The sequence below is a fragment of the Micromonospora sp. NPDC023737 genome (assembly GCF_040639715.1).
GTDB lineage: Bacteria > Actinomycetota > Actinomycetes > Mycobacteriales > Micromonosporaceae > Micromonospora.
This window is the reverse complement of sequence record NZ_JBFAAL010000003.1, coordinates 166,198-191,537: the sequence shown is the minus strand read 5'-3', so window position 1 is coordinate 191,537 and position 25,340 is coordinate 166,198. Positions and strand designations below refer to the sequence as shown.

Sequence of the window (25,340 nt, the reverse complement as noted above, 5' to 3'; positions counted from 1 at the left end):
TACGGCGGGTTCTACCTGAGCGAGCCGAAAGCGGGATGGTCCGGAAGCATCGACTTGGACCCCGTCGTTCGCCGAGTCCTCACCGAGCACATCCGGGCCTTCCCACCCGTCCCGGTCGAGCTGGTCGACATCACCTCGGGCGACCCGGTGCGTCGATTGGTGCCGCTGCTGTTCACCACCACGCGCGGCAACCCGCTCAACGACAAGACCTGGTCACGAGAGTGGGCCGACTGGCGTGATGCGGCCGGCTGGCCGAAGAAGCACGGCACGTTCCACGCTCTACGGCACTTCTTCGCCACCACGCTGATCACGAACCACGCGGAACCCCAGGACGTTCAGCGGTTGCTCCGGCACAAGAAACTGCGCATCACGTTGGAGACGTACGTGCACTGGTGGCCGAAGCGGGAGCGTCAACGCGGTTTGGTCGGCACGATCCTGGAAGCCAGCAGCGCGTGAGCCGCACGCTGAGAGCGCGCAAGATCAATGCTGAGTTGTGCCGGATCTGGGCCGCTTGATCTTGCCCCGGCAAAAAGCCTGGGTCAGATGCGGTAAGAGTGGAGCCCAGGGGACTTGAACCCCTAACCCCTGCCTTGCAAAGGCAGTGCTCTGCCAGTTGAGCTAGGGCCCCGAGAGCGGATGAATCCGCTGGTCAGTTGTGGCTTACGGCGTCTCAGCGCAGGTCAGGCGCCGTGGTCGCCTCGTGCCAGAGGGCGCGCTCATCGTTGGAAGCCTTGATCTTGCGGGCCACAACGGCGGCCACGCCGACAACGCCGACCAGAATCAGAAGCTTCTTGACCATTGGGGCGACCCCTTGCGCTCGGCTGCCGTCGGAGGACGTGCGGTGGGGCTAGCTGGAATCGAACCAGCGACCTCAGAGTTATCAGCTCTGCGCTCTAACCGACTGAGCTATAGCCCCGCGTAGCGACGAGCAAGGTTAACCCATCAGCGCGCGCCGCCCCAAATCGGGGGTGGCTCTGCGCGCCGCCCGTCGCCGTCGAACCTATCGGAGTACGGAACGCCGGGACGACCGCTTTCTGCGGCGCCCCGGCGTCCGGTGGATCTAGTCCCGCTCGGCGAGCGTCAGCTCGACTCCGCCGACCAGGTCGGCGCAGACGTTGTAGACGAACGCCCCAAGGGTGGCGAGCGCCGTGAAGAGCACGACGTTGACCAGGCCGATCAGCGCCGAGCTGAGGATCACGCCCTTGGCGGTGACCTGGAAGCCGTCGGCGCTCTGGCCGCCGGCGTTGAACAGGTCGGTCAGGCTGTCGTTGACGCTCTGGAAGACACCCATGGCGTCCAGCGCGAGGTACAGCACCGAGGTGGCCACCACGACCACGATGAAGAGCACCACCGACACGGCGAACGCGAACTTCATCACGGACCAGGGGTCGATCCGCTTCAGGTTCAGCCGGGCCCGGCGCGGTCCGCGCGACGCGGCCGAGCTCACGGACGAACGGGCGGCGCGCACGGCGTCACCGACCCGAGCAGCCCCGACAGCGGACGGGTTGCCGAGCCCGGCCGGGAGGCCACCGCCGTTGGGTGCGCGGCCGGACCCCGGCCGGGCGGCGTCCGACGTCGCCGCACCGCTGACTCGAGGCTGAGTGCCGGTGGCGGACACACCTGCACGGACCGGAATCTGCTGGGTGCTGCTCGAAGACCGGGCGGCGCCGGCCGCCTTCGCCGCGGCGTCGGCCGACACCGCCTGTGTCTTCTCGCTGGCTCCCTCGTCTTCGGTCGGCTTGTCCGGAGGGGGTGTCATCCCGGGGGCCCGGGTGAATTTCGGGGCAGGCGCGTCGGCGGGGACCGTCGCGCGGCCCACGGCCGCTCGGCCGGTCGCCGATGCGCCGCCTCCTGCGGCCTCCTCGTCGACCGGGTTGGCCGAGGACCCCGCGTTCCCCGACTTCGCCTGTGTCTCCGTCATTCAACTAGTCCTGTTCGTCAGGCTCGTCGGCATTGCGAGCAATCGCCACGATAGTCACGCCGTCCGGAAGGTCCATCAGCTTGACCCCCATTGTGTTCCGGTCACGCGTACGGCGTACAGGCTTCACCGGAGTCCGGATGACACCACCGTTGCTGGTGATCGCGAACAGCTCGTCGTCCGGATCGATCACCACCGCGCCGACCAGACCACCCCGGCGCTCTGTGATCTTCGCAGTCAGCACGCCTTTACCTCCCCGGCCCTGGACCGGGTATTCCTCGATGGGGGTACGTTTCGCGTATCCACCGTTCGTCGCCACCAGCACGTCCAGCCCCGGCCGGACGACCTCCATGGCCAGCAGCACGTCGTCCTCGGCGAAGCGCATCCCGATCACGCCCGAGGTGGCCCGGCCCATCGGCCGCAGCGCCTCGTCGGTGGCGTTGAACCGGATCGCCTGCGCGTTCTTGGAGACCAGCAGCAGGTCGTCCTCCGGTCCGACCAGCGCAGCACCGACCAGCTCGTCCTCATCGCGCAGGTTGATCGCGATGATGCCGCCGGAACGGTTGGAGTCGAACTCCTCGAGCCGCGTCTTCTTCACCAGGCCGTTCTTCGTGGCCAGTACCAGGTAGGGAGCCACCTGGTAGTTCGGAATCTCGATGATCTGTGCGATCTGCTCGTCCGGTTGGAAGGCGAGCAGATTGGCCACGTGCTGACCCTTGGCCACCCTACTGGCTTCCGGAAGCTCGTACGCCTTCGCCCGGTACACCCTGCCCTTGTTGGTGAAGAACAGGATCCAGTCGTGCGTCGAGCAGACGAAGAAGTGACTGACGATGTCGTCCTGGCGGAGGCTCGCGCCGCTGACGCCCTTGCCGCCACGACGCTGGGAGCGGTACTGGTCGACCCGGGTGCGCTTGGCGTACCCGGTGCGGGTGATCGTGACCACCACGTCCTCGCGGGCGATGAGGTCCTCCATCGAGACCTCGCCCTCGAACGGGACGATCTTCGTCCGCCGGTCGTCACCCCACTTGGCGACGATCTCGCCCAGCTCCTCGGAGACGATCCTCCGCTGCCGCTCGGGCTTGGCCAGGATGTCCTTGAGGTCGGCGATCTCGAGTTCGAGCTTGGCCAGATCGTCGAGGATCCGCTGCCGCTCCAGGGCGGCCAGGCGGCGCAGCTGCATGTCCAGGATCGCGGTCGCTTGGATCTCGTCGATCTCCAGCAGCCGGACCAGGCCCTGCCGGGCGTCCTCGACCGTGGGCGAGCGCCGGATCAGGGCGATCACCTCGTCGAGGGCGTCGAGCGCCTTGGACAGACCGCGCAGGATGTGCGCCCGCTCCTCCGCCTTGCGGAGCCGGAACGCCGTGCGCCGGCGGATGACCTCGATCTGGTGCTCGACGTAGTACCGGAGGAACTGGGCGAGGTTGAGCGTGCGCGGCACTCCGTCGACCAGCGCCAGCATGTTGGCGCCGAAGGTCTCCTGGAGCTGCGTGTGCTTGTAGAGGTTGTTCAGCACGACCTTGGCCACCGCGTCGCGCTTGAGCACGAGCACGATCCGCATGCCGGTACGCCCGGAGGACTCGTCCCGGATGTCGGCGATGCCGCCGAGCTTGCCTTCCTTGATCAGCTCGGCGATCCGCTCGGCGAGGTTGTCCGGGTTGACCTGGTAGGGCAGCTCGCTCACGACCAGCGCGGGCCGGCCGCGCTTGTCCTCCTCGACCTCCACCACGGCCCGCATCCGGATCGAACCGCGACCGGTCCGGTACGCGTCCTGGATCCCCGCCTGGCCGACGATCAGGCCATGGGTCGGAAAGTCAGGGCCCTTGACGATCTCCAGCAACGCCTCGAGGGTCGTCGCCTCGTCCGCGTCCGGGTTCTCCAGGCACCACTGCACCGCCGCACCGATCTCGCGCAGGTTGTGCGGCGGGATCTTGGTGGCCATGCCGACCGCGATGCCTTCGGAGCCGTTGATCAGCAGGTTCGGGATCCGGGACGGCAGAATGGTGGGCTCCTTGGCCCGGCCGTCGTAGTTGTCCTGCAGGTCGACGGTGTCCTCGTCGATGTCCCGCAGCATCTCCATGGCCAGCGGATCGAGCTTGCACTCGGTGTATCGCATGGCCGCGGCCGGGTCGTTACCCGGCGAGCCGAAGTTGCCGTTGCCGTCGACGAGCGGGTAACGCAACGACCACGGTTGGGCCATCCGGACCAGCGCGTCGTAGATCGCCGAGTCGCCGTGCGGGTGGAACTGACCCATCACGTCGCCGACGACGCGGGAGCACTTCACGTAGCCGCGGTCCGGCCGGTAGCCGGAGTCGAACATCGCGTAGAGGATCTTGCGGTGGACCGGCTTGAGCCCGTCCCGGACATCCGGCAGCGCACGCCCGACGATGACGCTCATGGCGTAGTCGAGGTAGGAGCGCTGCATCTCCACCTCGAGCCCGACCGGTTCGATCCGGTCGTGCGCGACCACTGCGCCGGCGGCCTCGGTGGCCTCGGGCTCGTTCGGTGTGGACTCGGGGGAATCGGTCACTGTTTACCCTTATCAGACTGAGAGTCGTTTTCGTGCTGTGGATAACCGCTGTGGATACCGGCCCGGCTGTGGATAACTCTGTGGATCGGCGGGTCGGCCGGTGGATGACCAGCCGGCCCGCCGATGACCGTCAGATGTCCAGGAACCGGACGTCCTTGGCGTTGCGCTGGATGAACGACCGGCGTGCCTCGACGTCCTCACCCATCAGAACGCTGAACAACTCGTCGGCGGTCGCCGCGTCGTCGAGCGTGACCTGACGCAGGGTGCGGGTCGCCGGGTTCATCGTCGTCTCCCACAGCTCGGGATAGTTCATCTCGCCGAGACCCTTGAACCGCTGGATGTCGTCCGGCTTCGCGTTGGGCTTCTGCTGCTGGCGCAGCGCGATCAGGCCGTCGCGCTCCCGGTCGGAGTACGCGTACTGCGCGTCGTCGCCCTTCTTGTTCCACTTGATCTTGTAGAGCGGCGGGGCCGCCAGGTAGACGTGACCCAGCTCGACCAGCGGCCGCATGAAGCGGAAGAGCAGGGTGAGCAGCAACGTCTGGATGTGCTGGCCGTCGACGTCCGCGTCGGCCATCAGCACGATCTTGTGGTAGCGCAGCTTCTCGATGTCGAAGTCGTCGTGGATGCCGGTGCCCAGCGCGGTGATGAGCGCCTGGACCTCGTTGTTCTTCAGCACCCGGTCGATCCGGGCCTTCTCCACGTTGAGGATCTTGCCGCGGATCGGCAGGATCGCCTGGGTCCGCGGATCGCGGCCCTGCTTCGCCGAACCGCCCGCCGAGTCACCCTCGACGATGAACACCTCGGACTCGCGCGGGTCGGTGGACTGGCAGTCGGCCAGCTTGCCGGGCATCGAGCCGGACTCCAGCAGCGACTTGCGCCGCGCCAGCTTGCGCGCCTGCTGGGCGGCGATGCGCGCCCGGGCCGCCTGGGAGGCCTTCTGGATGATGATCTTCGCCTCGGCCGGGTTGCGGTCGAACCAGTCGACGAGCGACTCGTTGCAGACCCGCTGCACGAAGCCCTTGACCGGGGTGTTGCCCAGCTTGGTCTTGGTCTGGCCCTCGAACTGCGGGTCGGTGAGCTTGACCGAGATGATCGCGGCCAGGCCCTCGCGGATGTCCTCGCCGGAGAGCCGCTCGTCGCCCTTGAGCAGCTTCCGCTCCGTGCCGTAGCGGTTGACGACGCTGGTCAGCGCGGCCCGGAAGCCCTCCTCGTGGGTGCCGCCCTCGTGGGTGTTGATGTTGTTGGCGAAGGTGTAGACCGACTCGCCGTACGACTCGTTCCACTGCATGGCGATCTCGACCGACATGCCGGCCTCCTCGGCGCCGAACTCGACCACCGTCTTGTGGATCGGGTTCTTCGAGGCGTTGAGGTGCCGGACGAAGTCGGCGATGCCACCCTCGTAGTGGAAGGTGACCTCGCGGGTCTTGCCGTCCTCGTCCTCCGGTACCCGCTCGTCGAGCAGGTGGATGGTGAGGCCCCGGGTGAGGAAGGCCATCTCCTGGAGCCGCCGGTAGATGGTCTGGAAGTCGAACTCCACCGTCTCGAAGACCGCCGGGTCGGGCCAGAACGACACCGCCGAGCCGGTGTTCTCGGTCGGCTCGCCCTTCTCCAACGTGCTGGGCTTCGAGTTGGTGTACTGCTGCCGCCAGAAGAAGCCGTCCTTCTGGATCTCGACGGCCATCCTCGTGGAGAGGGCGTTCACCACCGAGACGCCGACGCCGTGCAGACCACCGGAGACGGCGTACGCCTTGCCGTCGAACTTGCCACCGGCGTGCAGCACCGTCAGCGCCACCTCGACGCCCGGCTTCTTCAATTTGGGGTGCAGGTCGACGGGGAAGCCGCGGCCGTTGTCGGTCACCCGGACGCCACCGTCGGCGAGCAGCACCACGTCGATGGTGTCGCAGTAGCCGGCCAGGGCCTCGTCGACCGCGTTGTCCACGACCTCCCAGACGAGGTGGTGCAGACCCCGCTCGCCGGTCGACCCGATGTACATGCCGGGCCGCTTGCGGACCGCCTCGAGTCCTTCGAGAACGGTGATCGATTCTGCGCCGTACTGCTGGTTGTCCTGCGCTGCCACCCTCGGCCACTTTCTCGCGCCGTGAGCACCCGGGATGGGCGCTTCGGACGCGGGTTCGGCGGACAGGACGCGACGTCGGCGCGGACCGGCACCGGAGGAGTCCGGTCACGGGTCGGTACGCGCCGGTCGCCGCGGTTGCCCGCGGATCGCGATCGGCTCGACCCGACGTGGACAATGATCGCGGGCCCTTTCGGGGCCCGTGTCTCGTCGCTCCGCACCGGGTCTTCGTCTCTACGCCAATCTTACTGTGCGTTGGGGGTAGAACCGCCACTCGGCACCCTCGCAGAAGGGCTGAGAACTCCGTAGCGGGCCGAATCGCCGCGTCCACGACTCCCCCCACGCGCCACGCCAAGATCGACGGGCCGTGCCGCTCGCGAGGGCACCCCGGGTCGGGCGGGTCGAGGGGTCGCGGAGCCGTCGGTGGTGCCGTACGTTGGCGGCGGTCCAGGACCGGACTTGATCTTTCTCGGCCGGAACCGGACGATCGACCCGATCAACCCCACACGTGCTGTTAAGAGGTGACCCCAGATGGGGCTGGACAACGTCGCGGTCCACTGGCCGCGTACCGGCCGCTTCTACGACCCGGTCGCACCGGCCGAGTTCGTCGACTTCGGCGAGATCGTCGATCTGCCGAGGATCTCCGCGCCGACAGCCGCGCTGGCCGAATTGATCGCGAAGACCGGCACGGTCCGGGCGACCGCGTACACGGAACTGGTCGACCTGCTGCTCGGCTTGGAGGGTGTGCTCTACGCCACGGACGCCGCCGCGGAGGACGAGGATCCGGTGATCGACCCGGACGGCTGCGGCTGGATCGCCGACGGCATCGAGCGGTTCGTCGCCGGGCACCGGCCGCACGGCGAGACGGTGACGTTCGAGTCGGTGAGCGCGGTGCTGCGCGAGCTGCTCGGTGACGGGCGCCTGGCCGAGCAGCAGCTGCGCTGGTTGGACGGGCGGCTCGACGGCCTGCGCGACGAGAGCGGCGAGCCGCCGCAGTGGAACTTCACCTGCGCCGAGTTGGGGGTCCTGGCTGCCTTCTACCGGCGCTGTGCCGACCGCGGCTTCGCCGTCTACGCCGAGTCGGCCGCTCCGCGCCGGGCGACGCACTCCTGACGGGCGGACCTCTGCCGGGCCCACCACCGTCAGACGGGCCCGGCAGAGCAACTCCCCCTCAGTCAGGAGAGCGGCGCGGCCTCGGCGCGGTTCGCGGCGGCGATGACGGTGGTGAGCGCGGCGTGCAGCTGCCGCAGCTCCGACACCGGCAGCCCGAGCCGCTCCACGATCGCGGCCGGAATCTGCTCCGCCTGCACCCGCAGCGCCTCTCCGGCGGCGGTCAGCGTGACGGCGAGGCTGCGCTCGTCGGCGGCGGCCCGCTCGCGGTGTACGTAGCCGGTCGCCTCCAGCCGCTTGAGCAGCGGCGAAAGGGTGCCCGGGTCCAGTTGCAGCAGCCGGCTGAGCTCGCGCACGGAGAGCGGGGCGTACTGCCAGAGCGCCAGCATCACCAGGTACTGGGGATGGGTCAGCCCCATCGGCTCAAGCAGCGGGCGGTAGACCGCGACGACGCTGCGCGCGGCGACCGAGAGCGCGAAGCAGACCTGCTCCTCCAGGGCCAGCGGATCCCGGTCGGCCATCTCCTCGCGCACTACTCGCCCCCCTCGTAGACCGGTGCTATCGTACCGGCATTTGGTGCCCCAACTATTGGTACACCAATTGTTGGTAGTCCAACCATCAGAGAGGTGGGGTGGCGATGGCCGAGGAGAAGCCGGTCCAGAAGCCGGGTGAGGGCGGCCGGCTCATGAGGTGGGCGTACAAGCACCTGGCCGGGCCGGCCGAGGTCCAGGGTGCCGTCCAGGGCGGTTCGGCGGTGGCCCGGGAAATGTGGAAGCAGGACCTGGAGAACCGCAAGCGCTACAGCCGGGAGCAGCGGGAACGCAAGCGCGCCGCCCGCGAGGCCCGCAACGGCAACTGAGCCGCCGCGAAACCGCGATCAGCCGTACGTGTCCCGCGGGCCGCGACCACGGACCCGGCGCGGCCCACGGGACCACGACGGCGCGGCCGGGCCGTGGATGTGCAGTTTGCGCACCACGTTGTGGCCGACCTCGCGAGCGATCTGCTTCAACAATGAACCGGCGAGCAGGCGCAGCTGGGTCGCCCAGGCGGTACTGCGCGCCTCGACGGTCAGCTCCCCGTTCTCCAGCTTCACCGGGCGGCTGTGCTGCGCCACCTCCGGCCCGACCACCCGCTCCCACGCGCCGAAGACCGTCGCCTCCGCGGCCGGCTGCTGCCAGCCCCGGGCCTTCATCAGCCGGTCCAGCACGGCACTCAGCGGCTGCGGGTCACGCGGATCCGGCCCGGGACCCGAGTAGCCGCGCATCCGCCGCTCGCCGGCACCGCCACCACCGGCCGAGCCCCGCCGGCGGGCCGCGGGCTTCGTGTCCCGCCGAGCCTTCGCCGCATCGAGCACCGCACGCGCCAACTGTGGCCCCGACAGTCCGTCCGGGTCGGCGCCATCGACAACCCCCGTCGGGCCGGGACCGTCGGGCCGGAGCCCACCGTCGCCGGCCGCGGCGTCCGAGCCGGTAGCGCCCCGAGCGGCCGCCTGGTCCCGCCGGTCGGTCCCGCCGTCGGCCGGGGTACGCGCACCCCGGCGCCCGGTCGGCACGGCGCGACTCGGTCCACCCGTGCCCGCCCCACCGGCCCCGGTGCCCTCCGGATCATTCGGCACGGCTCACCGTCCCGTCGCCCACCGCGTACCGAGCGCCCCGCAGCGCGGCGGGCACGTCGTCGTCGACCGCACAGGTCACCAGCAGCTGACTGGCCCCGCCGACCAGCTCGGCCAGCCGTTCCCGACGCCCGGCGTCCAGCTCGGCGAAGACGTCGTCGAGCACCAGCACCGGCTCGATCCCGTCGGCGCGCAGCAGGTCGTACCCGGCCAGGCGCAGCGCCAGCGCGAACGACCATGACTCGCCGTGGCTCGCGTACCCCTTCGCGGGCAGCGGACCGAGGGTGAGCGCCAGCTCGTCCCGATGCGGGCCGACCAGCGTGGTGCCCCGCTCGATCTCCGCCGACCGCGACTCGGCCAGCGCGGCCGTCAGCGCCTCGGCGAGCGCGGCCCGGTCCGGGGTCGGCTCGGGCAGCTCCACCGACGGCCGATACGCGATCCCGGCGGCTCCGCGCCCCGCGGCGACCGCGTCGTACGCCTTCGCGACGTGTGGGGTCAGCGCCGCGACCAGCTCCAGCCGGCCGGCGAGCAGTTCCGACCCGTGGCGGGCTAGATGCGTGTCCCAGACGGCGAGGGTCGACAGGTCGCCGCCCCGCGACCCGCCCGTCTTGCGGGCCAGGTACGCGGTGCGCAGCAGGGCGTTGCGCTGCTTGACCACCCGCTCGTAGTCGGCCCGTACCCCGGCGAACCGCGGCTGCCGGCTGACCAGCAGGTCATCCAGGTAACGGCGGCGCTCGGCCGGGTCGCCCCGGACGAGTTCGAGGTCCTCCGGAGCGAAGAGCACCAGCCGCAGCGCGCCGAGGACGTCCCGGGCCCGACGAGCCGGGGAACGGCCCAGCCGTGCCCGGTTCGCCTTACCCGGAACGATCTCCAGCTCGACCAGCAGCTCCCGCTCGTCGTGCACGATCGCGCAGCGGATCACGGCCGAACCGGCACCCATTCGTACCAGCGGCGCGTCCGTGGCGACCCGGTGACTGTCCAGGGTCGCCACGTAGCCGAGCGCCTCGATCAGGTTCGTCTTGCCGACGCCGTTGGCGCCGATCAGGACGTTCGCCCCCGGCTCCAGGTCCACGCCGACCTGCTCGTACGAGCGGAAGTCGACCAGTTCCAGCCGGCGGACGTACACAGGTTGTGGATACCGCTCAGCGCTTACGGACGGCGTGCCCGCCGAACTGCTGACGCAGCGCGGCCACCGCCTTCATCGCGGGCGAGTCCTCCTGACGCGAGGCGAACCGGGCGAAGAGCGAGGCGGTGATGACGTTCAGCGGCACGGCCAGCCGGACCGCCTCGTCCACCGTCCACCGGCCCTCGCCGGTGTCCTCGGTGTAGCCGCTCAGCTCGGTCAGCTCCGGGTCCTCGTCGAGGGCCCGGTCGAGCAGGTCGAGCAGCCAGGACCGGACGACGGTGCCCTCACGCCACGACTTGAAGACGCCCGGCACGTTGGTGACCAGCTCGGAGGCGGCCAGCAGCTCGTAGCCCTCGGCGTAGGCGTGCATCAGGCCGTACTCGATGCCGTTGTGCACCATCTTCGCGTAGTGACCGGCTCCGACCGGGCCGGCGTGCACGAAACCGAACTCGCCCTCCGGCTTGAGCGACTCGAAGATCGGCATCAGCCGGGCGACGTGCTCCTCGGCGCCACCGACCATCAGCGCGTAGCCGTTCTGCCGGCCCCAGACGCCGCCGGAGACCCCGACGTCGATGTAGCCGATGCCCTGCTCGTTCAGCCGCTCGGCCCGGGGCGCGTCGTCGCTGAACCGCGAGTTGCCGCCGTCGATGATGATGTCGCCCTCGCCGAGCACCTCGGCGAGCGCGTCGATGGTCTCGTCGGTGACGCCGGCCGGGACCATCACCCAGACGGCCCGCGGCGACTCGAGCTTCTCCGCCAGCTCCGCGAGGGACGCAACGTCGCTCAGCTCCGCGTTGTGGTCGAAACCGACCACCTCGTGGCCGGCGGCGCGCAACCGCTCGCGCATGTTGCCGCCCATCCGGCCGAGTCCTACCAGGCCGAGCTGCATGTGTTCTTACCTCCGGTGCGTGGGTGTTGCGGGCGCGATCAGCGGGACACGCGGATCGGCATGATGAGGTAGCGGTACCCCGGTACGACCTCGCCATCCTCCCCGGCGGGCGAGATCACCGCGGGCTTGAAGGCGTCGACGAACGAGAGTACTGCGGTCTGTGCGCCCAGGTTGGCCAGGCCGTCGATCAGGTACTGCGGGTTGAAGCCGATGGTGAGCGGGTCGCCGGTGAAGGTGGCCTCCATCGCCTCGCTGGCGCGCGCCTCCTCGGACCCACCGGCCTCGACCACGAGCCCGTCCGCGCTGAAGCTGAGCAGCACCGGAGTGGTCCGCTCGGCCACCAGCGCCACCCGCTTGACGACCTCGATCAGGGTGCTGACCGAAACCCGGGCCTCGGCGTTGTGACTGCTCGGGAAGAGCGAGCGGACCGGCGGGTAGTTGGCGCCGTCGAGCAGGCGGCTGGTCGTACGCCGGGTACCTCCGGCGAAGCCGATCATGCCTTCGCCGGCGCCCCCCGCGGCCAGCGCCAGCGTGACCTCGCCGCCGATCGGACCAAGGGCCTTGGCGGTGTCGTGCAGGGTACGGGCGGGCACCAGGGCATTGATGCTCACATCCGGGTCGTCCGGGTTCCACTGGATCTCGCGCAGCGCCAGCCGGTAGCGGTCGGTGGCGAGCATCGCCAGGGTGCTGCCGGACAGCTCGATCCGGACACCGGTCATCATCGGCAGGGTTTCGTCCCGTCCGGCGGCGATGGCGACCTGGGCGACCGCGGCTGCGAAGGTGGCCGCGTCGACGGTGCCGGCGCTCTCCGGCATCTCCGGCAGGGACGGGTAGTCCTCCACCGGCATCGTGGGCAGGGTGAACCGGGCGCTGCCGCAGACCAGCTCGAGGTGGGCCCCCACCGCGGCGATGTCCACCGGCTTGGCCGGCAGCGCCTTGGTGATCTCGGCGAGGAGCCGGCCGCTGACCAGGGCCGCGCCGTCGGCGTCTCCCTGCACCTCGACGGTCACCTGGCTGGAGACCTCGTAGTCGAACCCGGAGACCTGCAGGTTTCCGTCGGTGACCCGGAGCATCACGCCGGCCAGCACCGGGACGGACGGCCGGTTGGGCAGGCTCTTCGCGGTCCAGGCCACGGCCTCGGCGAGCGCGTCGCGCTCCACTCGGAACTTCATCAATGCCTCCGCGTCGACGTCGACGACAACTCTCTCATGCCGACCGCTGCCTGCCGACCCGCCCGACGGGGCGGGTACTCATCGCACCTTAAGACGCGACGACATCGGCTGTGTGCCCGACCCCACGGAGGGAGTCCCTGCTCACCGCTGCCTCGGCAGCGTCCGGCCCGATCCACAGAAAGTCCAACGGTGATGATTGGTTTTTGTTCTTTCAGAAGAGATAACTCATCGTCTTCATCGCACCTGTGCAAACTGTGGAGAACCGGCGTTTGCGCAGGTGAGACAGGTTATCCACCGGTGATTTGGCTGTGGAGAACCGGGGGGTAAACCCGGCTCGCAGTCCACAGGCCGCGACTGCCCCCAGGTTGTCCACCGTTGTCCACCGGTTATCCACCGCCAATCCACCGACTTTCTCCCCAGGCCTGTGGATCGTCCGGACCGTCCGATCCGTCGTCATCCCCAGAACCTTCAACAGCTTGCCCACAGGTCGACCGTCATCGGTGGATGACGGCCCCGTTGTCCCCAGTCGTCCACACCCTGTCCCCAGGGGTTGTCCACAACCTGTGGGTAGCCGAGAGCGGACCTAGCGTAGTTATCCACCGTCGGTGGACAACGGGATGTGGACAACGATCGCGGGCGGTGGACGGACACGGCCACGATCCTGTGGGTTCGACCGGCTCGAGGGTCAAGCGACCGGGTTGTGGAAAGCGTCGAGCCCCGCCGTGGGCGGGGCTCGGGTCACTCGGTCATGCACCGCGGCCGCCGCGTGCGGCCCGCGTACGCCTCAGGTGTTCTGCTTGATCCGGTTGGTCAGCTCGGCGATCTGGTTGTAGAGCGAGCGGCGCTCGGCCATCTGCTGCCGGATCTTCCGGTCTGCGTGCATGACCGTGGTGTGGTCGCGTCCACCGAACGCCTGCCCGATCCTGGGCAGCGAGAGGTCTGTCAACTCCCGGCAGAGGTACATGGCCACCTGGCGGGCGTTGACGAGGACCCGGGACCGCGAGTGCCCGCGCAGATCCTCCAGGCTGACCCCGAAGTAGTCGGCCGTGGAGACCATGATCTGGTCGGCGGTGATCTCCGGGCCGGCGCCGTCTGGGATGAAGTCCCGGAGCACCTCCTCGGCCAGGGACAGCTCGACCGTCGACCGGGTGAGGCTCGCGAACGCGGTCACCCGGATCAGCGCGCCCTCAAGCTCGCGAATCGAGTTCGACACCCGGGAGGCGATGAACTCCAGTACGTCCGGCGGCGCGTAGAGCCGCTCCTGGGCCGCCTTCTTCTGCAGGATCGCGATTCGCGTCTCCAGGTCCGGCGGCTGGATGTCGGCGAGCAGCCCCCACTCGAACCGGGTACGCAGCCGGTCCTCCAGGGTCGCCAGCTGCTTCGGCGAGCGGTCGGAGGTGATCACGATCTGCTTGTTGGCGTTGTGCAGGGTGTTGAAGGTGTGGAAGAACTCCTCCTGGGTCCGCTCCCGGTTCTCCAGGAACTGGATGTCGTCGATCAGGAGGATGTCCACGTCCCGGTACCGCCGCTGGAACGCGCTGGTCTTGTCGTCCCGCAGCGAGTTGATGAAGTCGTTGGTGAATTCCTCGGTCGAGACGTAGCGGACCGAGCGGGCGTTCCCGAGAGTCGTGGCGTAGTGCCCGATGGCGTGCAGCAGGTGGGTCTTGCCGAGCCCGGAACTGCCGTAGATGAAGAGCGGGTTGTACGCCTTCGCCGGTGACTCGGCCACCGCGACCGACGCGGCGTGCGCGAAGCGGTTCGACGAGCCGATGACGAACGTCTCGAACATGTACTTCGGGTTGAGCCGGTTGCCGCCGGTGTCGGCTCCCGGTAGCCGGCGGTCGTCGCGCAGCCCCGACCGGTGATCCGTGCCACCACGGCCGGGACCACTGTCGGTCGCACCATCACGGGGCAGCGCCCGGATCACGTGCTGATCACGTGGCGACGGGGCTTCCTCCCGGTACCGGGGTTCGTAGGGGCGAGCGTCCGGGCCAGGTGGGTCGAGCCGGGCAGCCTGTTCGTCGAAAGCGCGCCGCTCCGGTGCGGTCCGCGGGGCCGGAGCCGGCGACGGGGCCGGCGTCGGATCGGCGAACGCGGTGCTGAACAGCGCCTCCTGCGCGTCCCGGCCCGGGCCGAAGTCCGGATGGTGCGGTTCGACGAGCTGCGGCGAATGCTCCAGCGTCCGGTCCGGCTGCGGCTGTTCGGGGATCGGCGGGTCCGGCCGCGCGGCCGGGTGGGGCGCGTCGAGCAGATCCGCCGGCCCCATCTCCCGATCGATCGGCCCTGGTTCCGGGGCGCTGCGGTATACGGTTCCGGCCGGTCGCCCGGCCGGGTCCTCGGCGACCCGTACGGTGACCGCCACCTGGATCGGCCGGCCGAGACGGCGGGTGAGCGCCTCGGTGATCGCCGGGCGCAGCCGGGACTCGATCACGTCCCGGGTGAAGGCGTCCGGTACGGAGAGCAGCGCGGTGTCCTCGACGATCGCGCGCAGTCGGGTCAGCCGGAGGTAGGCCCGCTGCTGCGCGGAGATGATCTCGTCGGCGAGTTCGTCGGTCGTCGCCGTCCACACCGCGGCAAGGTCGGTCGAACCGGCCACCGTCGTGCCACCCCCCTCGCCTCTGCTCCCCGGCCGTCGCTGTCTGCCAGCCGGCCGTCGCGGGCCCGCCGCGTGAGCGCGGATGGCGCTTTACCACCCGAACGGCCGACCAGTCGTCGTCCACAAGTTATCCACAGCCTGTGTACCGACCGATTGTGGCCGTTCGTCGGACGCGGGTGGGACCTGCCCCTGCCTGATCGGGCGCTGAAGCGGGTACACCGTGCCGAACGATTCACTACCTTGTCCGGTCTTGCCGGTCGCCGACGATTCAACCCCCGACGCCGACCGCAATCGGGCACGGTAACAGCGTTGTCCCTGCGCCATCAACCGGCGACGCGGCCCGCGCGTTCTCGGTATGAGCGAAAACCGCCGCTTCGGTCGTCGGCGCGTCCGTACGGGCCCAGGCGGTGCTGTTTGACGGTCATTGCCTCCCTGCGTAGGCTGGAGCGGCTGCTCTCACGCCCTCTGCTAGGGTGATGGGTGCTTGCTGCCCGCGTAGGTCTCCCCGAATCGGTGAGGTGCCGCGTCGTCGGGCAGCGCCGATTGGAGGCCACCGCGTAGTGGCCTGGACCACCACACGACTCCCGGGTCCTCACCGTCCCGGGACGTAGGACAACGGAGAGCCTGACGTGAGCAAGCGCACCTACCAGCCGAACAACCGCCGGCGCGCCAAGACCCACGGCTTCCGGCTGCGCATGCGCACCCGGGCCGGGCGGGCCATCCTCTCGACCCGTCGCGCCAAGGGCCGCGCCCGCCTGTCGGCCTGAGGCCGACCGGGCAGGTCCGGGGAGACGTGAGGCAGTCGTGCTGGCCGCCGCGCAGCGACTGCGGCGCAGCACCGACTTCGCCGCAGCGGTCCGGGGTGGGCGACGCGCCGGCCGTGGCGCGGTCGTGGTGCACCTGACCCTGCCGATCTCTCCCGAGCCAGCGACACCGACCTCGTCGGAGCCGGCGCGCAACGCCGGCGCGGAGCAGTCGTCCGCGCCGACTCGCGCCGGCTTCGTCGTATCCAAGGCCGTCGGGCCGGCGGTCGTCCGTAACCGGGTCCGCCGCCGCCTGCGGCACCTCGTCCGGGAACGGCTTGGCGAACTGCCCCCGGGCAGCACGTTGGTCGTTCGAGCGCTGCCGGAGGCCGCCGACGTGTCCTACCCGCGGCTCGGCGCCGACCTGGACGCCGCGATCGCCGCCGCCCAGGTGCCCCGTAGGCGGCGCCGGTGAGCTTCGGTTCGGCCGCTCCCCGGCCCAACAGCCTGGCCGCGCGTGTGCTGATCGGGCCCATCATCGCGTACCGTCGTTGGATAAGTCCGGCACTGCCGGCTCGCTGTCGGTTCTACCCGTCGTGCAGTGCGTACGCGCTAGAGGCGGTGGGCCGGCACGGCGCGGTCCGCGGGACCGGGCTGGCGGTCCGGCGGTTGTTGCGCTGCCATCCCTTCCACCCAGGTGGACATGACCCGGTGCCGGAGCCGGGCGGTCGCCGCCGTGCCGATGTGACTGGAGCTCCGAATTGAGTCTTGACTGGATCTACTACGCGATTTCGTGGATCCTGCTGACCTGGCACTCGGCCTGGGATGCCATCGGAGTGCCCGTCGACGCCGTCATCGGCACGAACTTCGCCTGGATCCTGGCCATCTTCTTCCTGGTGGTCACCGTCCGGGTGATCCTGTTCCCGGTCTTCGTCAAGCAGATCAAGTCGCAGCGCGCGATGCAGGCGTTGCAGCCCCAGGTCAAGGCGCTGCAGGAGAAGCACAAGGGTGACCGGGAGACGCTCCAGAAGGAGATGATGGAGCTCTACCGGAAGGAAAAGGCCAACCCCCTCATGGGCTGCCTTCCGATGTTCCTCCAGATCCCCGTCTTCCTGGGCCTGTTCCACACGCTCAAGCGGCTCAACCCGGACAACCAGCTCAAGACGCTGTACGGCTGGACCGTCGACCAGTTCAACAGCGCCTCGAGCGCGAAGCTCTTCACCGCCCCGATCTCCGGCCGTTTCGGCTCGACCTCCGAAGAACTGGCCAATCTGGGCGCGAACGGCACCACCGTCAAGCTCATCGCCGGCGTCCTGGTCCTGGTGATGATGGGTACCACCTACCTCACCAGCCGCCAGATGATCCTCAAGACCGGCTGGGCCGAGGACCCGCAGCAGCGGATGATCCAGCGGCTGATGCTCTACGGCATCCCGCTCTCGCTCCTGGTGTCCGGTTCGATCTTCCCGATCGGTGTGATCATCTACTGGGTCACCAACAACCTCTTCACGCTCGGCCAGCAGCAGTGGGTGCTCCGCAAGTACCCACCGCCGCCCACCGCCTCCAAGGCCGCGACGTCGACCCGCAACCCGGTGCAGCCGGCCAAGACGAGTGGCTTGTTCGGTCGCAAGCCCGCCCCGCAGGTGCCGACCAAGGCCACCGCACCGAAGGTCGCCGCGCCGAAGCCGGGCGCGAAGCCGGCCAACCCGAAGAAGGGGCGCCCCGCCAAGCGGCAGGGCTGACGTGATCCGGGCCGCCGCGGGAGACCGTCGGCGGCCCGTTCCGCACCGTGCAGCCGCCGTACGGCCGGCGCCGGGCGGAACACACCGCGCGCGACGCGGGCACGGGCGAAACTGCCCGTACAGACGTGCCCGTGGCACCGGCGACCTCCAGCCGGGCCCGGGAGACCAGCGGACCCGACGGTCCGGCCGAGCGAGTACGGAGATGACACCGTGACCGATACCAGCATCCCCCGCGCCGACGAGTCCCTGGACGAGGAGGGGACGGCTCCCGTCGCGTCCGGCGACGACGCCGACGTCGAGGCCGAGGAGGCCAACGGCGCGGGCCGGGAGAAGAAGGCCCCGGCCGAAAGCGAACTGTTCCGGCAGAGCGAGATCGCGGCCGACTACGTCGAGGGTCTGCTCGACATCCTCGACTACGACGGCGACATCGACGAGCTGGTATCCGGTGGGCGCCCGGTGGTCGAGGTCGTCGGTGCCAGGCTGCAGAGCCTCGTCGGCCAGCGCGGTGCCACCCTCGAAGCGCTCCAGGAGTTGACCCGGCTCGCCGTCTTCCGGCAGACCGGTTCGCCGAGTCGGCTGCTGCTCGACGTCGGCGGCTACCGCTCCACCCGCCGCAAGGAACTCGCCGCGGTGGCCCGCAACGCGGTGGAGAAGGTCAAGGAGTACGGCGAGGCGGTCCGGCTGGAGCCGATGTCCGCCTTCGAGCGCAAGTGCGTGCACGACGTGGTCAACGCGATCGCCGGCGTGGAGAGCGAGTCGGAAGGCGTCGAGCCGAACCGCCGTATCGTCGTCCGGCCGGTGGACTGACCGGGTGACCCACGAAGATGCGGCGACCGGCCCGGGTGGCACCTCACCCGGGCCGTCGGCTGTCCGGCCCGGAGACCCCTCGGAACATTTCTCGCGTTCCTCCGGTACGGCGGACACCCCCGACCCCGCCGTCGCCACGTTGCCGGTCGAGCTGGCCGACGCGGCCCGTGCACTCTTCGGTGACCGCCTCGACATCGCCGCCGCGTACGCCGAACTGCTCGCCACCGACGGGGTGGTCCGCGGCCTGATCGGCCCCCGGGAAGCCCCCCGGATCTGGGACCGTCACCTGCTGAACTGCGCGGCGGTGGCCGAGCGGATTCCGGAGGGCGTCGAGGTGCTGGACGTCGGCTCCGGCGCCGGCCTGCCCGGTCTCGTCCTGGCGATCGCGCGTCCCGACCTGGCGGTGACCCTGATCGAGCCGCTGGCCCGACGCACCTCGTTCCTGATCGAGGCAGTGGACCGGCTCGGGCTGGGCGAGTCCGTCCGGGTGTTCCATGGCCGGGCCGAGGAGGCGGCCACCGGTGCGACCGGCGTGGCCCCGCTGCGCGGGGACGTGGTCACCGCTCGCGCCGTCGCCCCGCTGGACCGGCTCGCGGCCTGGTGCCTGCCGCTCGCCGTGCCGAACGGACGGCTGGTGGCGCTCAAGGGCGCCTCGGCGACCGAGGAGATCGCCGAGCACGAGGCCGCGGTCGGGAAGCTCGGCGGCGGGCAGCCGACCGTGCACCTCTGCGGCGTCGGAGTGATCGACCCGCCGACCACTGTGGTGGAGGTCGTACGGGAGCGGGTCGTGGGCCCGGTCCGTGCGGCGGCCGCCAAGAGGTCCCGGGGCGGCCGCTCCCGCCGTCGTTGACGGCGCGGACGAACTGTCGCCCCCGTGAGCGGCGGCCGACCTGTTGTGACACCGATCGCGTCCGCCGCGGCGGGGCTCGCCGTGGTCGCCGCTCGCGCTGGATGACCAGCGGTTCCATTGCGGCGCAAGCCTTTCCCGGTAGGTGTCTGGGTCGTTGAAACCGGTGCGGGTGGAGGAAGGGATGAGAACCCGACGTGGACCGGCCGCGCCCGTGCGCCGTAGGCTGACCGCGCGTCGATAGTGTGGAGCGGATGGCGACGGACGTTGACGGTCCCGGCCGCTCCCGCTGGCTACGGACACCGTGACAGGCGTGTGCGGACGTGGCCAGTTGACGGGTGCGGACCGACCATCCGAAGCGGGCAGGGATGACAGGTGCATGACGACGGCAGGTACGACGACCCACGAACGAACAGGTCGGCCAACGACCATGTTTCACGTGAAACCAGCTACCCCGCCCGGTCCCCCGACGGGTCCGGGCCGGAGCAGCAGGCGATCCGCCCGCCGGACTCAGGACCTCGGCCGGTGAACGCGCCGTCCGAGGCGCGATCGGCCACGACCCGGCGCAACACCACAGCGTCGGCTCGGTTCGAACAGGCCGTCCCGCACCAGCCCAACCCCGAATCGGTACGGGATGCGACCGCAGCATCCGACGCCCCCGCTGTCCCGGCCGAGCCGTACGAGGCCGCGCCGGTTGACCCCTCGTACGTTTCACGTGAAACGGCCGAAGATGATGACCCACCGTTGGCAATGGAGGCGATGCGCGCCGTGCAGATCCTGAACCCCAGTGGCGAGGTGACGATGCCTCGACCGGAGCGGACCCGGGTCATGTGCGTCGCGAACCAGAAGGGCGGCGTGGGCAAGACGACCACCACCGTCAACCTGGCCGTGGCGCTCGCGCTGCACGGCAATCGGGTGCTCGTGGTGGACCTCGACCCACAGGGCAACGCCTCCACCGGGTTGAACGTGCCCCACCACACCGGCGTGCCGGACGTCTACGACTGCCTCATCAACAGTGTGCCGCTGGAGGAGGTGGCGCAGGGCGTAGAGGGCATCCCCAACCTCTGGTGCGTACCGGCAACCATCGACCTCGCGGGCGCCGAGATCGAGTTGGTCTCCGTGGTGGCCCGGGAGTCCCGGCTCGCCCGGGCCATCGCCGCGTACCCCGGCCACTTCGACTACGTCTTCATCGACTGCCCGCCCTCGCTCGGCCTGCTCACCGTGAACGCGTTGGTGGCCGCCCAGGAGGTGTTGATCCCCATTCAGTGCGAGTACTACGCGCTCGAAGGGCTGAACCAGCTCATCAACAACATCAACCTGGTCCGGCAGCATCTGAACCCGCGCCTCGAGGTCTCCACGATCCTGCTCACGATGTACGACCGGCGTACCCGCCTGGCTGACGCGGTCGAGCAGGACGTCCGCAACCACTTCGGCGACAAGGTCTTGCAGGCGGTCATTCCGCGGAACGTACGCGTCTCCGAGGCGCCCAGCTACGGGCAGTCCGTGATGACCTACGATCCCGGATCGCGGGGTGCCACGAGCTACTTCGAGGCAGCCCAGGAGATCGCCGAGCGAGGCGTCAAGGAACCGGTGGGCCGGAATGCGTAGTGCGGACGAGTCGTCTGGAGGCGTGGCATGAAGAACCGTCCTCGGGGCGGCCTGGGTCGAGGTCTGGGAGCACTCATCCCGACCGGGCCGGTGCCGGGTGCCGGAACGGAGGTCGTCGAGCCGGCGAGCAACCTGCCGGCCGCGGGTGCGGTGGCCGACGCGCCACCGGCTGCGGAAGCACCGGTCGCGCCGCCGGCGCAGCCCGAGCCGGCGCTGAGCCCGGTGCCGGGAGCACGGTTCGCCGAGATCCCGGTCGACGCGATCCTGCCGAACCCGAAACAGCCCCGACAGGTCTTCGACGAGGAGGCGCTTGAGGAGCTGAAGACCTCGATCCAGGAGGTCGGCTTCCTCCAGCCGATCGTCGTCCGCCAGCTCGACGACGAGAAGTACGAGCTGGTGATGGGCGAACGCCGCTGGCGGGCCGCCCAGGCGGTCGGTAGGGAGAACATCCCGGCGATCGTGCGGGACACGCGGGACGACGCGATGCTCCGGGACGCACTGCTGGAGAACATCCACCGGGCGAACCTCAACCCGCTGGAGGAGGCGGCCGCCTACCAGCAGCTGCTGGAGGAGTTTGGGGCCACGCACGAAGAGTTGGCCCGTCGGATCGGACGCAGCCGCCCGCAGATCTCCAACACCATCCGGCTGCTCAACCTCCCGGCCCAGGTGCAGCGGCGGGTCGCCGCGGGGATCCTCTCCGCCGGGCACGCTCGCGCTCTGTTGAGCCTCGACGATGCGGAGGCGCAGGAGCAGCTCGCTCTGCGGATCGTCGCCGAGGGTCTCTCCGTACGTGCGACCGAGGAGATCGTCGCCCTGGCCCTGAACGACGGCCCGGCGAAGCCCGCGGCCGCCAACCGGCGTCCCAAGCCGCACGCGCCGGCCCTCAACGATCTGGCTGATCGGCTGTCGGACCGCTTCGACACCCGAGTGAAGGTGGATATCGGCCGGAGCAAGGGCAAGATCACGATCGAATTCGCCACGGTCGACGACCTGGAGCGGATCGTGGGCATCATCGGTGTGGGCGAGGAGTCGCCCGAATCCTGACCTGATCGAGCCGACGGCCGCATTCCCCGCAACGGGGTGTGCGGCCGTCGCGCTGTCCGGGTGGACGCGTTGGCGACCCTGCTCGACTCCACGGGGGCGGCGGGTCGTCGGTTGAGTATGGGGACGAGCTTCCCGGGGCCGGCCTGGCTCGACCTCGGGGCGTCCGATCACCGGCCCTGCCTCGTGCCCTCGTTTCACGTGAAACAAGGAGGCTCGGCCTGTGGGAGGTGACGTTCAGGGGGACAGCGTCGAGTGGACCCGAGCGGTGTCGAACTTATCCACAGCAGTTATCCACAGGCACCCCTCGTTTCACGTGAAACAGCGCGTGAAACCGCCTACCGGCCTGTGGATGACGCTCCGTCCGCGAGCCTCCGGAGCCCTGTGGATATCTCTGTTACCGGACCCGTCGAAGACATCGGGAGGGACCGCGACAACGGTTGGTGCAGAGTAGGGACAGCGGTGCCGGACTCGACTAGGGTCACCCTCGTGCACGACACCCCTCCCGCAGTTCCGGACTTCACCCGGTGGCCTTCGTTCCCCTTCGAGGGCGACCTTCGCGTCAAGCAGCTCGATGATCCGGTCCCCGTCGAGCCGCCCCGTAAGGGCGAGGGCAACCGGGAATGCATCGCGTGCAGGGCGCCCGACGAGGCCTACATCTGGGTCGGCGAGCGGTGGCGGGTACGCGCCATGGACCGCCCCACGGGTTTGCCCATGGTCCTCATCCTCGAGTCCCGATCCCACCTCGATCTCGGCGATCTGCCGAACCTGCTCGCTGCCGAACTGGGTGTGATGACGGTACGGCTGGAGCGGGCGATCCGGTCGCTGGACGACGTGGCCCGGGTTCACGTGAATCGCTGGGGCGACGGCTCCGCGCACCTGCACCTGTGGTTCCTCGCCCGCCCGTACGGCCGCCTACAACTACGTGGCACGTTCCTGTCTCTCTGGGACTCGATCCTGCCGCCGATCCCCGAGGCCAAGTGGCGAGAGAACCTCGCACTGGTTGCGGCCTGGCTGGCGGACTTCGGCGGCCGTCCACTCGCGGAGCCGCCCCGGATCCAGTGGCAGGCACCATCCAGCCTCTCTGCATCGCTCCCCGTCACCGACGCGGACGTCGCCCCGGCCACCGAACCCGCCTCGGTCATCGAGGCAGCGGAGGAGGTTCCGGTCGACGATCCGGGCGTCGACGATGCTCCCGCTGCCGGTGACAGCCCGGCCCTCGACCGAAACTCCACCGGCGACGGCGACGGCGACGGCGACGGCGACGGCGACGGCCCAGCCGGCGGGAGCGTCGAGCAGGTGACCGGCCGGCGGGGCGTCGGAGAGCCAACGACCACGACGGAGAGTCCGACGCCTTCGGAAAGCATCGACGCCGTGGAGAGCACGCCGCTGCGGGACTGGTCGACGGACGAGGACACCGGGCAGTCGCGGAAGGTGCCTTCCCCGCGACGCCCCGACGAAGACGTCACCACACCGACCGCCGGCAACTGAGGCGTTCGTCGAAACCAAGAATCTGAGCTGCGGGGCTGAGCGGGCCGGCCCTACCCGATCCGCGCCGCACGCAGCGAGTAGACCTGAGGAACGGGAAGTCCCGCGGGGAAGCGGAAATGGCCGCTGTCGTGCTCGTGCAGGAACTCCAGGCGGAGGCCGGCGGCGGCCAGGGCACTGACCACCTCGCCGATGCCGTGCAGCCATTCGACAGTCAGGGAAGCGGTGATCGGGGCGTCGGGATCGGCGTAGGTCCCTGGCGCATCCACGACAATCGGGTCGCGCTGGAAGTAGTTTCCCCCGACAGTGCGGCCGTCGTCGGCGAGGACGTCGGCAACGGGATGGAACTCGGCGAGGTAGAGGAAACCGCCAGGAGCCACCAGCTCGGCCGCCGTCTGCGCCCACCCGGCGATGTCGGGGAGCCAGCACAGCGCGCCGAAGCCGGTGTAGACGATGTCGAAGGTACGCCCGTCCAGCGCCTGGACGGCGTCGTACACGTCCGCGGTGATGAAGCGGGCGGTGGTGATGCCGATTCGAGCGGCGAGAGCGTTAGCCACGTCCACGGCGGGCTCGGAGAAGTCCAGACCGGTGACGGTGGCTCCGCGCCTAGCCCAGGACAGGGTGTCCAGCCCGATGTGGCACTGAAGGTGAAGCAGCGTCCTGCCGTGGACCTCACCGACCTCAGCCAGCTCGAAGTCGCAAAGCGTGTCCCTACCTGCGACGAAGCCGGGGAGGTCGTAGAAGTCGCCGGCTACGTGAACTGGGACGCGCTCGTCCCAGTTGGCGCGGTTGGCCGCACGCCAATCGGTGGCGTCGGGGGTCGTCGTCATGGTGCGCAACGCTGCCAGCCGACCGGGCGACGATCAACCGGCTTCCGTCGGGCGCGGGCCGAAAGCCGTCCTCGACTGCCCGGGCGCGGAGAGGAAGCTGCACCGCCAGGTCACCACTGGGCTCCTCGTCCATCGCGGCCTCGACCTCGCCGGGCCGGAGGGGGCGCCGGTATAGGCCCGGCCGCCGGTGCGACACCTTCCGGTCGACCCGGCGTCAGGGCCGCCGAGCGGCGGCGCGGGCCACGAGCGCGCTGAGCACCTGTCCGAAGTCCAGGCCGGCAGCCGACACGGCGAGCGGCAGCAGCGACGTCTCGGTCATGCCCGGGGAGACGTTGACCTCCAGGACGTGCGGCTGCCCGTCGGCGTCGACGATGAGGTCGACCCGGGACAGGTCCCGCAGGCCCAGGGCCGTGTGCGCGGCGAGCGCCACGTCCGCGACGTTCGCCGCAACCTCCTGGTCGAGGCGCGCGGGCGCGTGCCAGGTGGTCCGTCCGGCCGTGTACCGGGCGGCGTAGTCGTACACACCGTTGCGCGGCACGATCTCCACGGCCGGCAGTGCCTGCGGGCCGTCGCCGAGGTCGAGGACGGAAACGGCCACGTCCATCCCGGGCACGTACCGTTCGACCAGCGCCGTCGAGCCGTACGCGAAGCAACCCACCATCGCGGCCGGCAGCGCCCCGCTCTCCCGAACCACCGCGGCACCCAGGCCGGAACCGCCCTGCGCCGGCTTGACCATGAGCGGCAGGCCGAGCCGGTCGACGATCCGGTCCAGTACCGCGACGGCGCCCAGTTCGGAGAAGCGGTCGTGCGGCAGCGCCACCCAGTCGGGAGTCGGGATGCCCGCCTCGCGGAGCACGGTCTTCGCCGAGGGCTTGTCCCAGGCCAACCGGGACGCCCGCGCGTCGCATCCGACGTACGGAACGTCGCAGAGGTCGAGTACGCCCCGCAGCGAGCCGTCCTCGCCGGTCGCGCCGTGCAGAGCGATGACGACGGCGTCCGGCGGGTCGGCGGCCAGCGCCGGTAGCAGCGCGATGTCGGCATCGCGGAGTTCGACGTCCATGCCGACGTTTCGTAGGGCGTCGAGCACTCGGCGGCCGGAGCGCAGCGACACGTCCCGCTCGTACGAGAGCCCGCCGGCCAGTACGAGGACGTGCAGGTCGTCGTGGCCGGCTGGTTCGGTCAACTCGGGGCGGTCAGCAGCGGTCGTACCCAT

The 25,340-nt window shown here is 69.9% G+C and carries 24 protein-coding genes and 2 tRNA genes; 12 read left to right on the top strand and 14 right to left on the bottom strand.

Annotation, left to right across the window (positions count from 1 at the left end; all coding sequences use genetic code 11):
• Positions 1–54: 54 nt before the first annotated feature.
• Positions 55–456: a tyrosine-type recombinase/integrase gene (locus AB0F98_RS09690; protein ID WP_357731449.1), complete on the top strand. Its 402-nt coding sequence runs from the start codon at positions 55–57 to the stop codon at positions 454–456.
• 99 nt (positions 457–555) lie between these two features.
• Here the strand turns inward: AB0F98_RS09690 and AB0F98_RS09685 are convergent.
• The 6 genes from AB0F98_RS09685 to gyrB form a co-directional block, all read right to left on the bottom strand.
• Positions 556–628 (bottom strand) — tRNA-Ala (locus AB0F98_RS09685).
• A gap of 42 nt (positions 629–670) precedes the next feature.
• The gene (locus AB0F98_RS09680; protein WP_217696734.1) at positions 671–799 is read right to left on the bottom strand and encodes a DLW-39 family protein; all 129 of its coding nucleotides are present in this window, start codon (positions 797–799) and stop codon (positions 671–673) included.
• Positions 800–842: 43 nt separating this feature from the next.
• Positions 843–916: transfer RNA gene (locus tag AB0F98_RS09675), tRNA-Ile, on the bottom strand.
• Between the two features lie 144 nt (positions 917–1,060).
• Entirely contained in the window at positions 1,061–1,921 is an 861-nt protein-coding gene (locus AB0F98_RS09670) for a DUF3566 domain-containing protein (protein WP_357731444.1), read from the bottom strand.
• A 4-nt stretch (positions 1,922–1,925) separates the two neighbouring features.
• The gene (gene gyrA, locus AB0F98_RS09665) at positions 1,926–4,445 is read right to left on the bottom strand and encodes a DNA gyrase subunit A (RefSeq protein ID WP_357731441.1); all 2,520 of its coding nucleotides are present in this window, start codon (positions 4,443–4,445) and stop codon (positions 1,926–1,928) included.
• A gap of 130 nt (positions 4,446–4,575) precedes the next feature.
• Complete coding sequence (gene gyrB / locus AB0F98_RS09660) at positions 4,576–6,522, bottom strand: DNA topoisomerase (ATP-hydrolyzing) subunit B (protein ID WP_357731438.1); 1,947 nt, start codon at positions 6,520–6,522, stop codon at positions 4,576–4,578.
• A gap of 528 nt (positions 6,523–7,050) precedes the next feature.
• Here gyrB and AB0F98_RS09655 point away from each other — a divergent pair.
• Entirely contained in the window at positions 7,051–7,632 is a 582-nt protein-coding gene (locus AB0F98_RS09655; protein ID WP_357731435.1) for a hypothetical protein, read from the top strand.
• A 62-nt stretch (positions 7,633–7,694) separates the two neighbouring features.
• Here AB0F98_RS09655 and AB0F98_RS09650 read toward each other — a convergent pair whose 3' ends face one another.
• Positions 7,695–8,150 (bottom strand): MarR family transcriptional regulator, encoded by a 456-nt coding sequence (locus AB0F98_RS09650; protein ID WP_357732442.1) that lies wholly within the window; start codon positions 8,148–8,150, stop codon positions 7,695–7,697.
• 116 nt (positions 8,151–8,266) lie between these two features.
• Here AB0F98_RS09650 and AB0F98_RS09645 point away from each other — a divergent pair, with 116 nt between their 5' ends.
• A complete protein-coding gene (locus tag AB0F98_RS09645) occupies positions 8,267–8,488 on the top strand; it encodes a hypothetical protein (RefSeq protein WP_357731432.1) in 222 nt (73 codons plus the stop codon).
• A gap of 18 nt (positions 8,489–8,506) precedes the next feature.
• On the opposite strand, the gene AB0F98_RS09640 is transcribed toward AB0F98_RS09645, so the two are convergent.
• From AB0F98_RS09640 to dnaA, 5 genes are all read right to left on the bottom strand, one after another.
• Complete coding sequence (locus AB0F98_RS09640) at positions 8,507–9,181, bottom strand: DciA family protein (RefSeq protein ID WP_357731429.1); 675 nt, start codon at positions 9,179–9,181, stop codon at positions 8,507–8,509.
• Positions 9,182–9,233: 52 nt separating this feature from the next.
• Entirely contained in the window at positions 9,234–10,367 is a 1,134-nt protein-coding gene (recF, locus tag AB0F98_RS09635) for a DNA replication/repair protein RecF (RefSeq protein ID WP_357731426.1), read from the bottom strand.
• A gap of 16 nt (positions 10,368–10,383) precedes the next feature.
• Entirely contained in the window at positions 10,384–11,256 is an 873-nt protein-coding gene (gene gnd / locus AB0F98_RS09630; RefSeq protein ID WP_357731422.1) for a phosphogluconate dehydrogenase (NAD(+)-dependent, decarboxylating), read from the bottom strand.
• Between the two features lie 38 nt (positions 11,257–11,294).
• Complete coding sequence (gene dnaN, locus AB0F98_RS09625) at positions 11,295–12,428, bottom strand: DNA polymerase III subunit beta (protein ID WP_357731418.1); 1,134 nt, start codon at positions 12,426–12,428, stop codon at positions 11,295–11,297.
• A 784-nt stretch (positions 12,429–13,212) separates the two neighbouring features.
• Positions 13,213–15,024, bottom strand: a complete 1,812-nt coding sequence (gene dnaA, locus AB0F98_RS09620; protein WP_357731414.1) for a chromosomal replication initiator protein DnaA — start codon at positions 15,022–15,024, stop codon at positions 13,213–13,215.
• A gap of 629 nt (positions 15,025–15,653) precedes the next feature.
• On the opposite strand from dnaA, the gene rpmH reads away from it, so the two are divergent.
• The 9 genes from rpmH (at position 15,654) to AB0F98_RS09575 (ending at position 23,300) form a co-directional block, all read left to right on the top strand.
• Entirely contained in the window at positions 15,654–15,791 is a 138-nt protein-coding gene (gene rpmH, locus AB0F98_RS09615) for a 50S ribosomal protein L34 (RefSeq protein WP_007073824.1), read from the top strand.
• Positions 15,792–15,828: 37 nt separating this feature from the next.
• Complete coding sequence (gene rnpA, locus AB0F98_RS09610) at positions 15,829–16,242, top strand: ribonuclease P protein component (RefSeq protein ID WP_350785684.1); 414 nt, start codon at positions 15,829–15,831, stop codon at positions 16,240–16,242.
• Positions 16,243–16,286: 44 nt separating this feature from the next.
• On the top strand, positions 16,287–16,532 hold the full coding sequence (yidD, locus tag AB0F98_RS09605; RefSeq protein ID WP_217696738.1) for a membrane protein insertion efficiency factor YidD: 246 nt from the start codon (positions 16,287–16,289) through the stop codon (positions 16,530–16,532).
• A complete protein-coding gene (yidC, locus tag AB0F98_RS09600; protein ID WP_357731409.1) occupies positions 16,529–17,506 on the top strand; it encodes a membrane protein insertase YidC in 978 nt (325 codons plus the stop codon). The genes yidD and yidC overlap by 4 nt, the downstream gene beginning before the upstream one ends.
• A 210-nt stretch (positions 17,507–17,716) precedes the next feature.
• Positions 17,717–18,313: a R3H domain-containing nucleic acid-binding protein gene (locus tag AB0F98_RS09595; protein WP_357731406.1), complete on the top strand. Its 597-nt coding sequence runs from the start codon at positions 17,717–17,719 to the stop codon at positions 18,311–18,313.
• Positions 18,314–18,452: 139 nt separating this feature from the next.
• Positions 18,453–19,163, top strand: a complete 711-nt coding sequence (gene rsmG, locus AB0F98_RS09590) for a 16S rRNA (guanine(527)-N(7))-methyltransferase RsmG (protein ID WP_357732439.1) — start codon at positions 18,453–18,455, stop codon at positions 19,161–19,163.
• Between the two features lie 492 nt (positions 19,164–19,655).
• Positions 19,656–20,768 carry a ParA family protein gene (locus AB0F98_RS09585; protein WP_357732435.1) on the top strand — a complete coding sequence of 371 codons (1,113 nt, stop codon included), beginning with the start codon at positions 19,656–19,658 and terminating at the stop codon, positions 20,766–20,768.
• Positions 20,769–20,795: 27 nt separating this feature from the next.
• Positions 20,796–21,812, top strand: coding sequence for a ParB/RepB/Spo0J family partition protein (locus AB0F98_RS09580; RefSeq protein WP_357731403.1), 1,017 nt, complete (start codon positions 20,796–20,798; stop codon positions 21,810–21,812).
• Between the two features lie 711 nt (positions 21,813–22,523).
• The gene (locus tag AB0F98_RS09575; protein WP_357732432.1) at positions 22,524–23,300 is read left to right on the top strand and encodes a hypothetical protein; all 777 of its coding nucleotides are present in this window, start codon (positions 22,524–22,526) and stop codon (positions 23,298–23,300) included.
• A gap of 50 nt (positions 23,301–23,350) precedes the next feature.
• On the opposite strand, the gene AB0F98_RS09570 is transcribed toward AB0F98_RS09575, so the two are convergent.
• Together AB0F98_RS09570 and AB0F98_RS09565 are read right to left on the bottom strand one after the other, a co-directional pair.
• Positions 23,351–24,127 carry a class I SAM-dependent methyltransferase gene (locus tag AB0F98_RS09570; protein ID WP_357731400.1) on the bottom strand — a complete coding sequence of 259 codons (777 nt, stop codon included), beginning with the start codon at positions 24,125–24,127 and terminating at the stop codon, positions 23,351–23,353.
• A 214-nt stretch (positions 24,128–24,341) separates the two neighbouring features.
• On the bottom strand, positions 24,342–25,340 hold the full coding sequence (locus AB0F98_RS09565; RefSeq protein WP_357731397.1) for a D-alanine--D-alanine ligase: 999 nt from the start codon (positions 25,338–25,340) through the stop codon (positions 24,342–24,344).

What these genes read in the sequence shown, in the direction of transcription:
- AB0F98_RS09680 (WP_217696734.1), bottom strand. Translation starts at nt 799, where the DNA reads ATGGTCAAGAAGCTTCTGATTCTGGTCGGCGTTGTCGGCGTGGCCGCC.
- AB0F98_RS09670 (WP_357731444.1), bottom strand. Translation starts at nt 1,921, where the DNA reads ATGACGGAGACACAGGCGAAGTCGGGGAACGCGGGGTCCTCGGCCAAC.
- AB0F98_RS09655 (WP_357731435.1), top strand. Translation starts at nt 7,051, where the DNA reads ATGGGGCTGGACAACGTCGCGGTCCACTGGCCGCGTACCGGCCGCTTC.
- AB0F98_RS09650 (WP_357732442.1), bottom strand. Translation starts at nt 8,150, where the DNA reads ATGGCCGACCGGGATCCGCTGGCCCTGGAGGAGCAGGTCTGCTTCGCG.
- AB0F98_RS09645 (WP_357731432.1), top strand. Translation starts at nt 8,267, where the DNA reads ATGGCCGAGGAGAAGCCGGTCCAGAAGCCGGGTGAGGGCGGCCGGCTC.
- gnd (WP_357731422.1), bottom strand. Translation starts at nt 11,256, where the DNA reads ATGCAGCTCGGCCTGGTAGGACTCGGCCGGATGGGCGGCAACATGCGC.
- dnaN (WP_357731418.1), bottom strand. Translation starts at nt 12,428, where the DNA reads ATGAAGTTCCGAGTGGAGCGCGACGCGCTCGCCGAGGCCGTGGCCTGG.
- AB0F98_RS09580 (WP_357731403.1), top strand. Translation starts at nt 20,796, where the DNA reads ATGAAGAACCGTCCTCGGGGCGGCCTGGGTCGAGGTCTGGGAGCACTC.
- AB0F98_RS09575 (WP_357732432.1), top strand. Translation starts at nt 22,524, where the DNA reads ATGGTCCTCATCCTCGAGTCCCGATCCCACCTCGATCTCGGCGATCTG.
- AB0F98_RS09570 (WP_357731400.1), bottom strand. Translation starts at nt 24,127, where the DNA reads ATGACGACGACCCCCGACGCCACCGATTGGCGTGCGGCCAACCGCGCC.
- AB0F98_RS09565 (WP_357731397.1), bottom strand. Translation starts at nt 25,340, where the DNA reads ATGGGTACGACCGCTGCTGACCGCCCCGAGTTGACCGAACCAGCCGGC.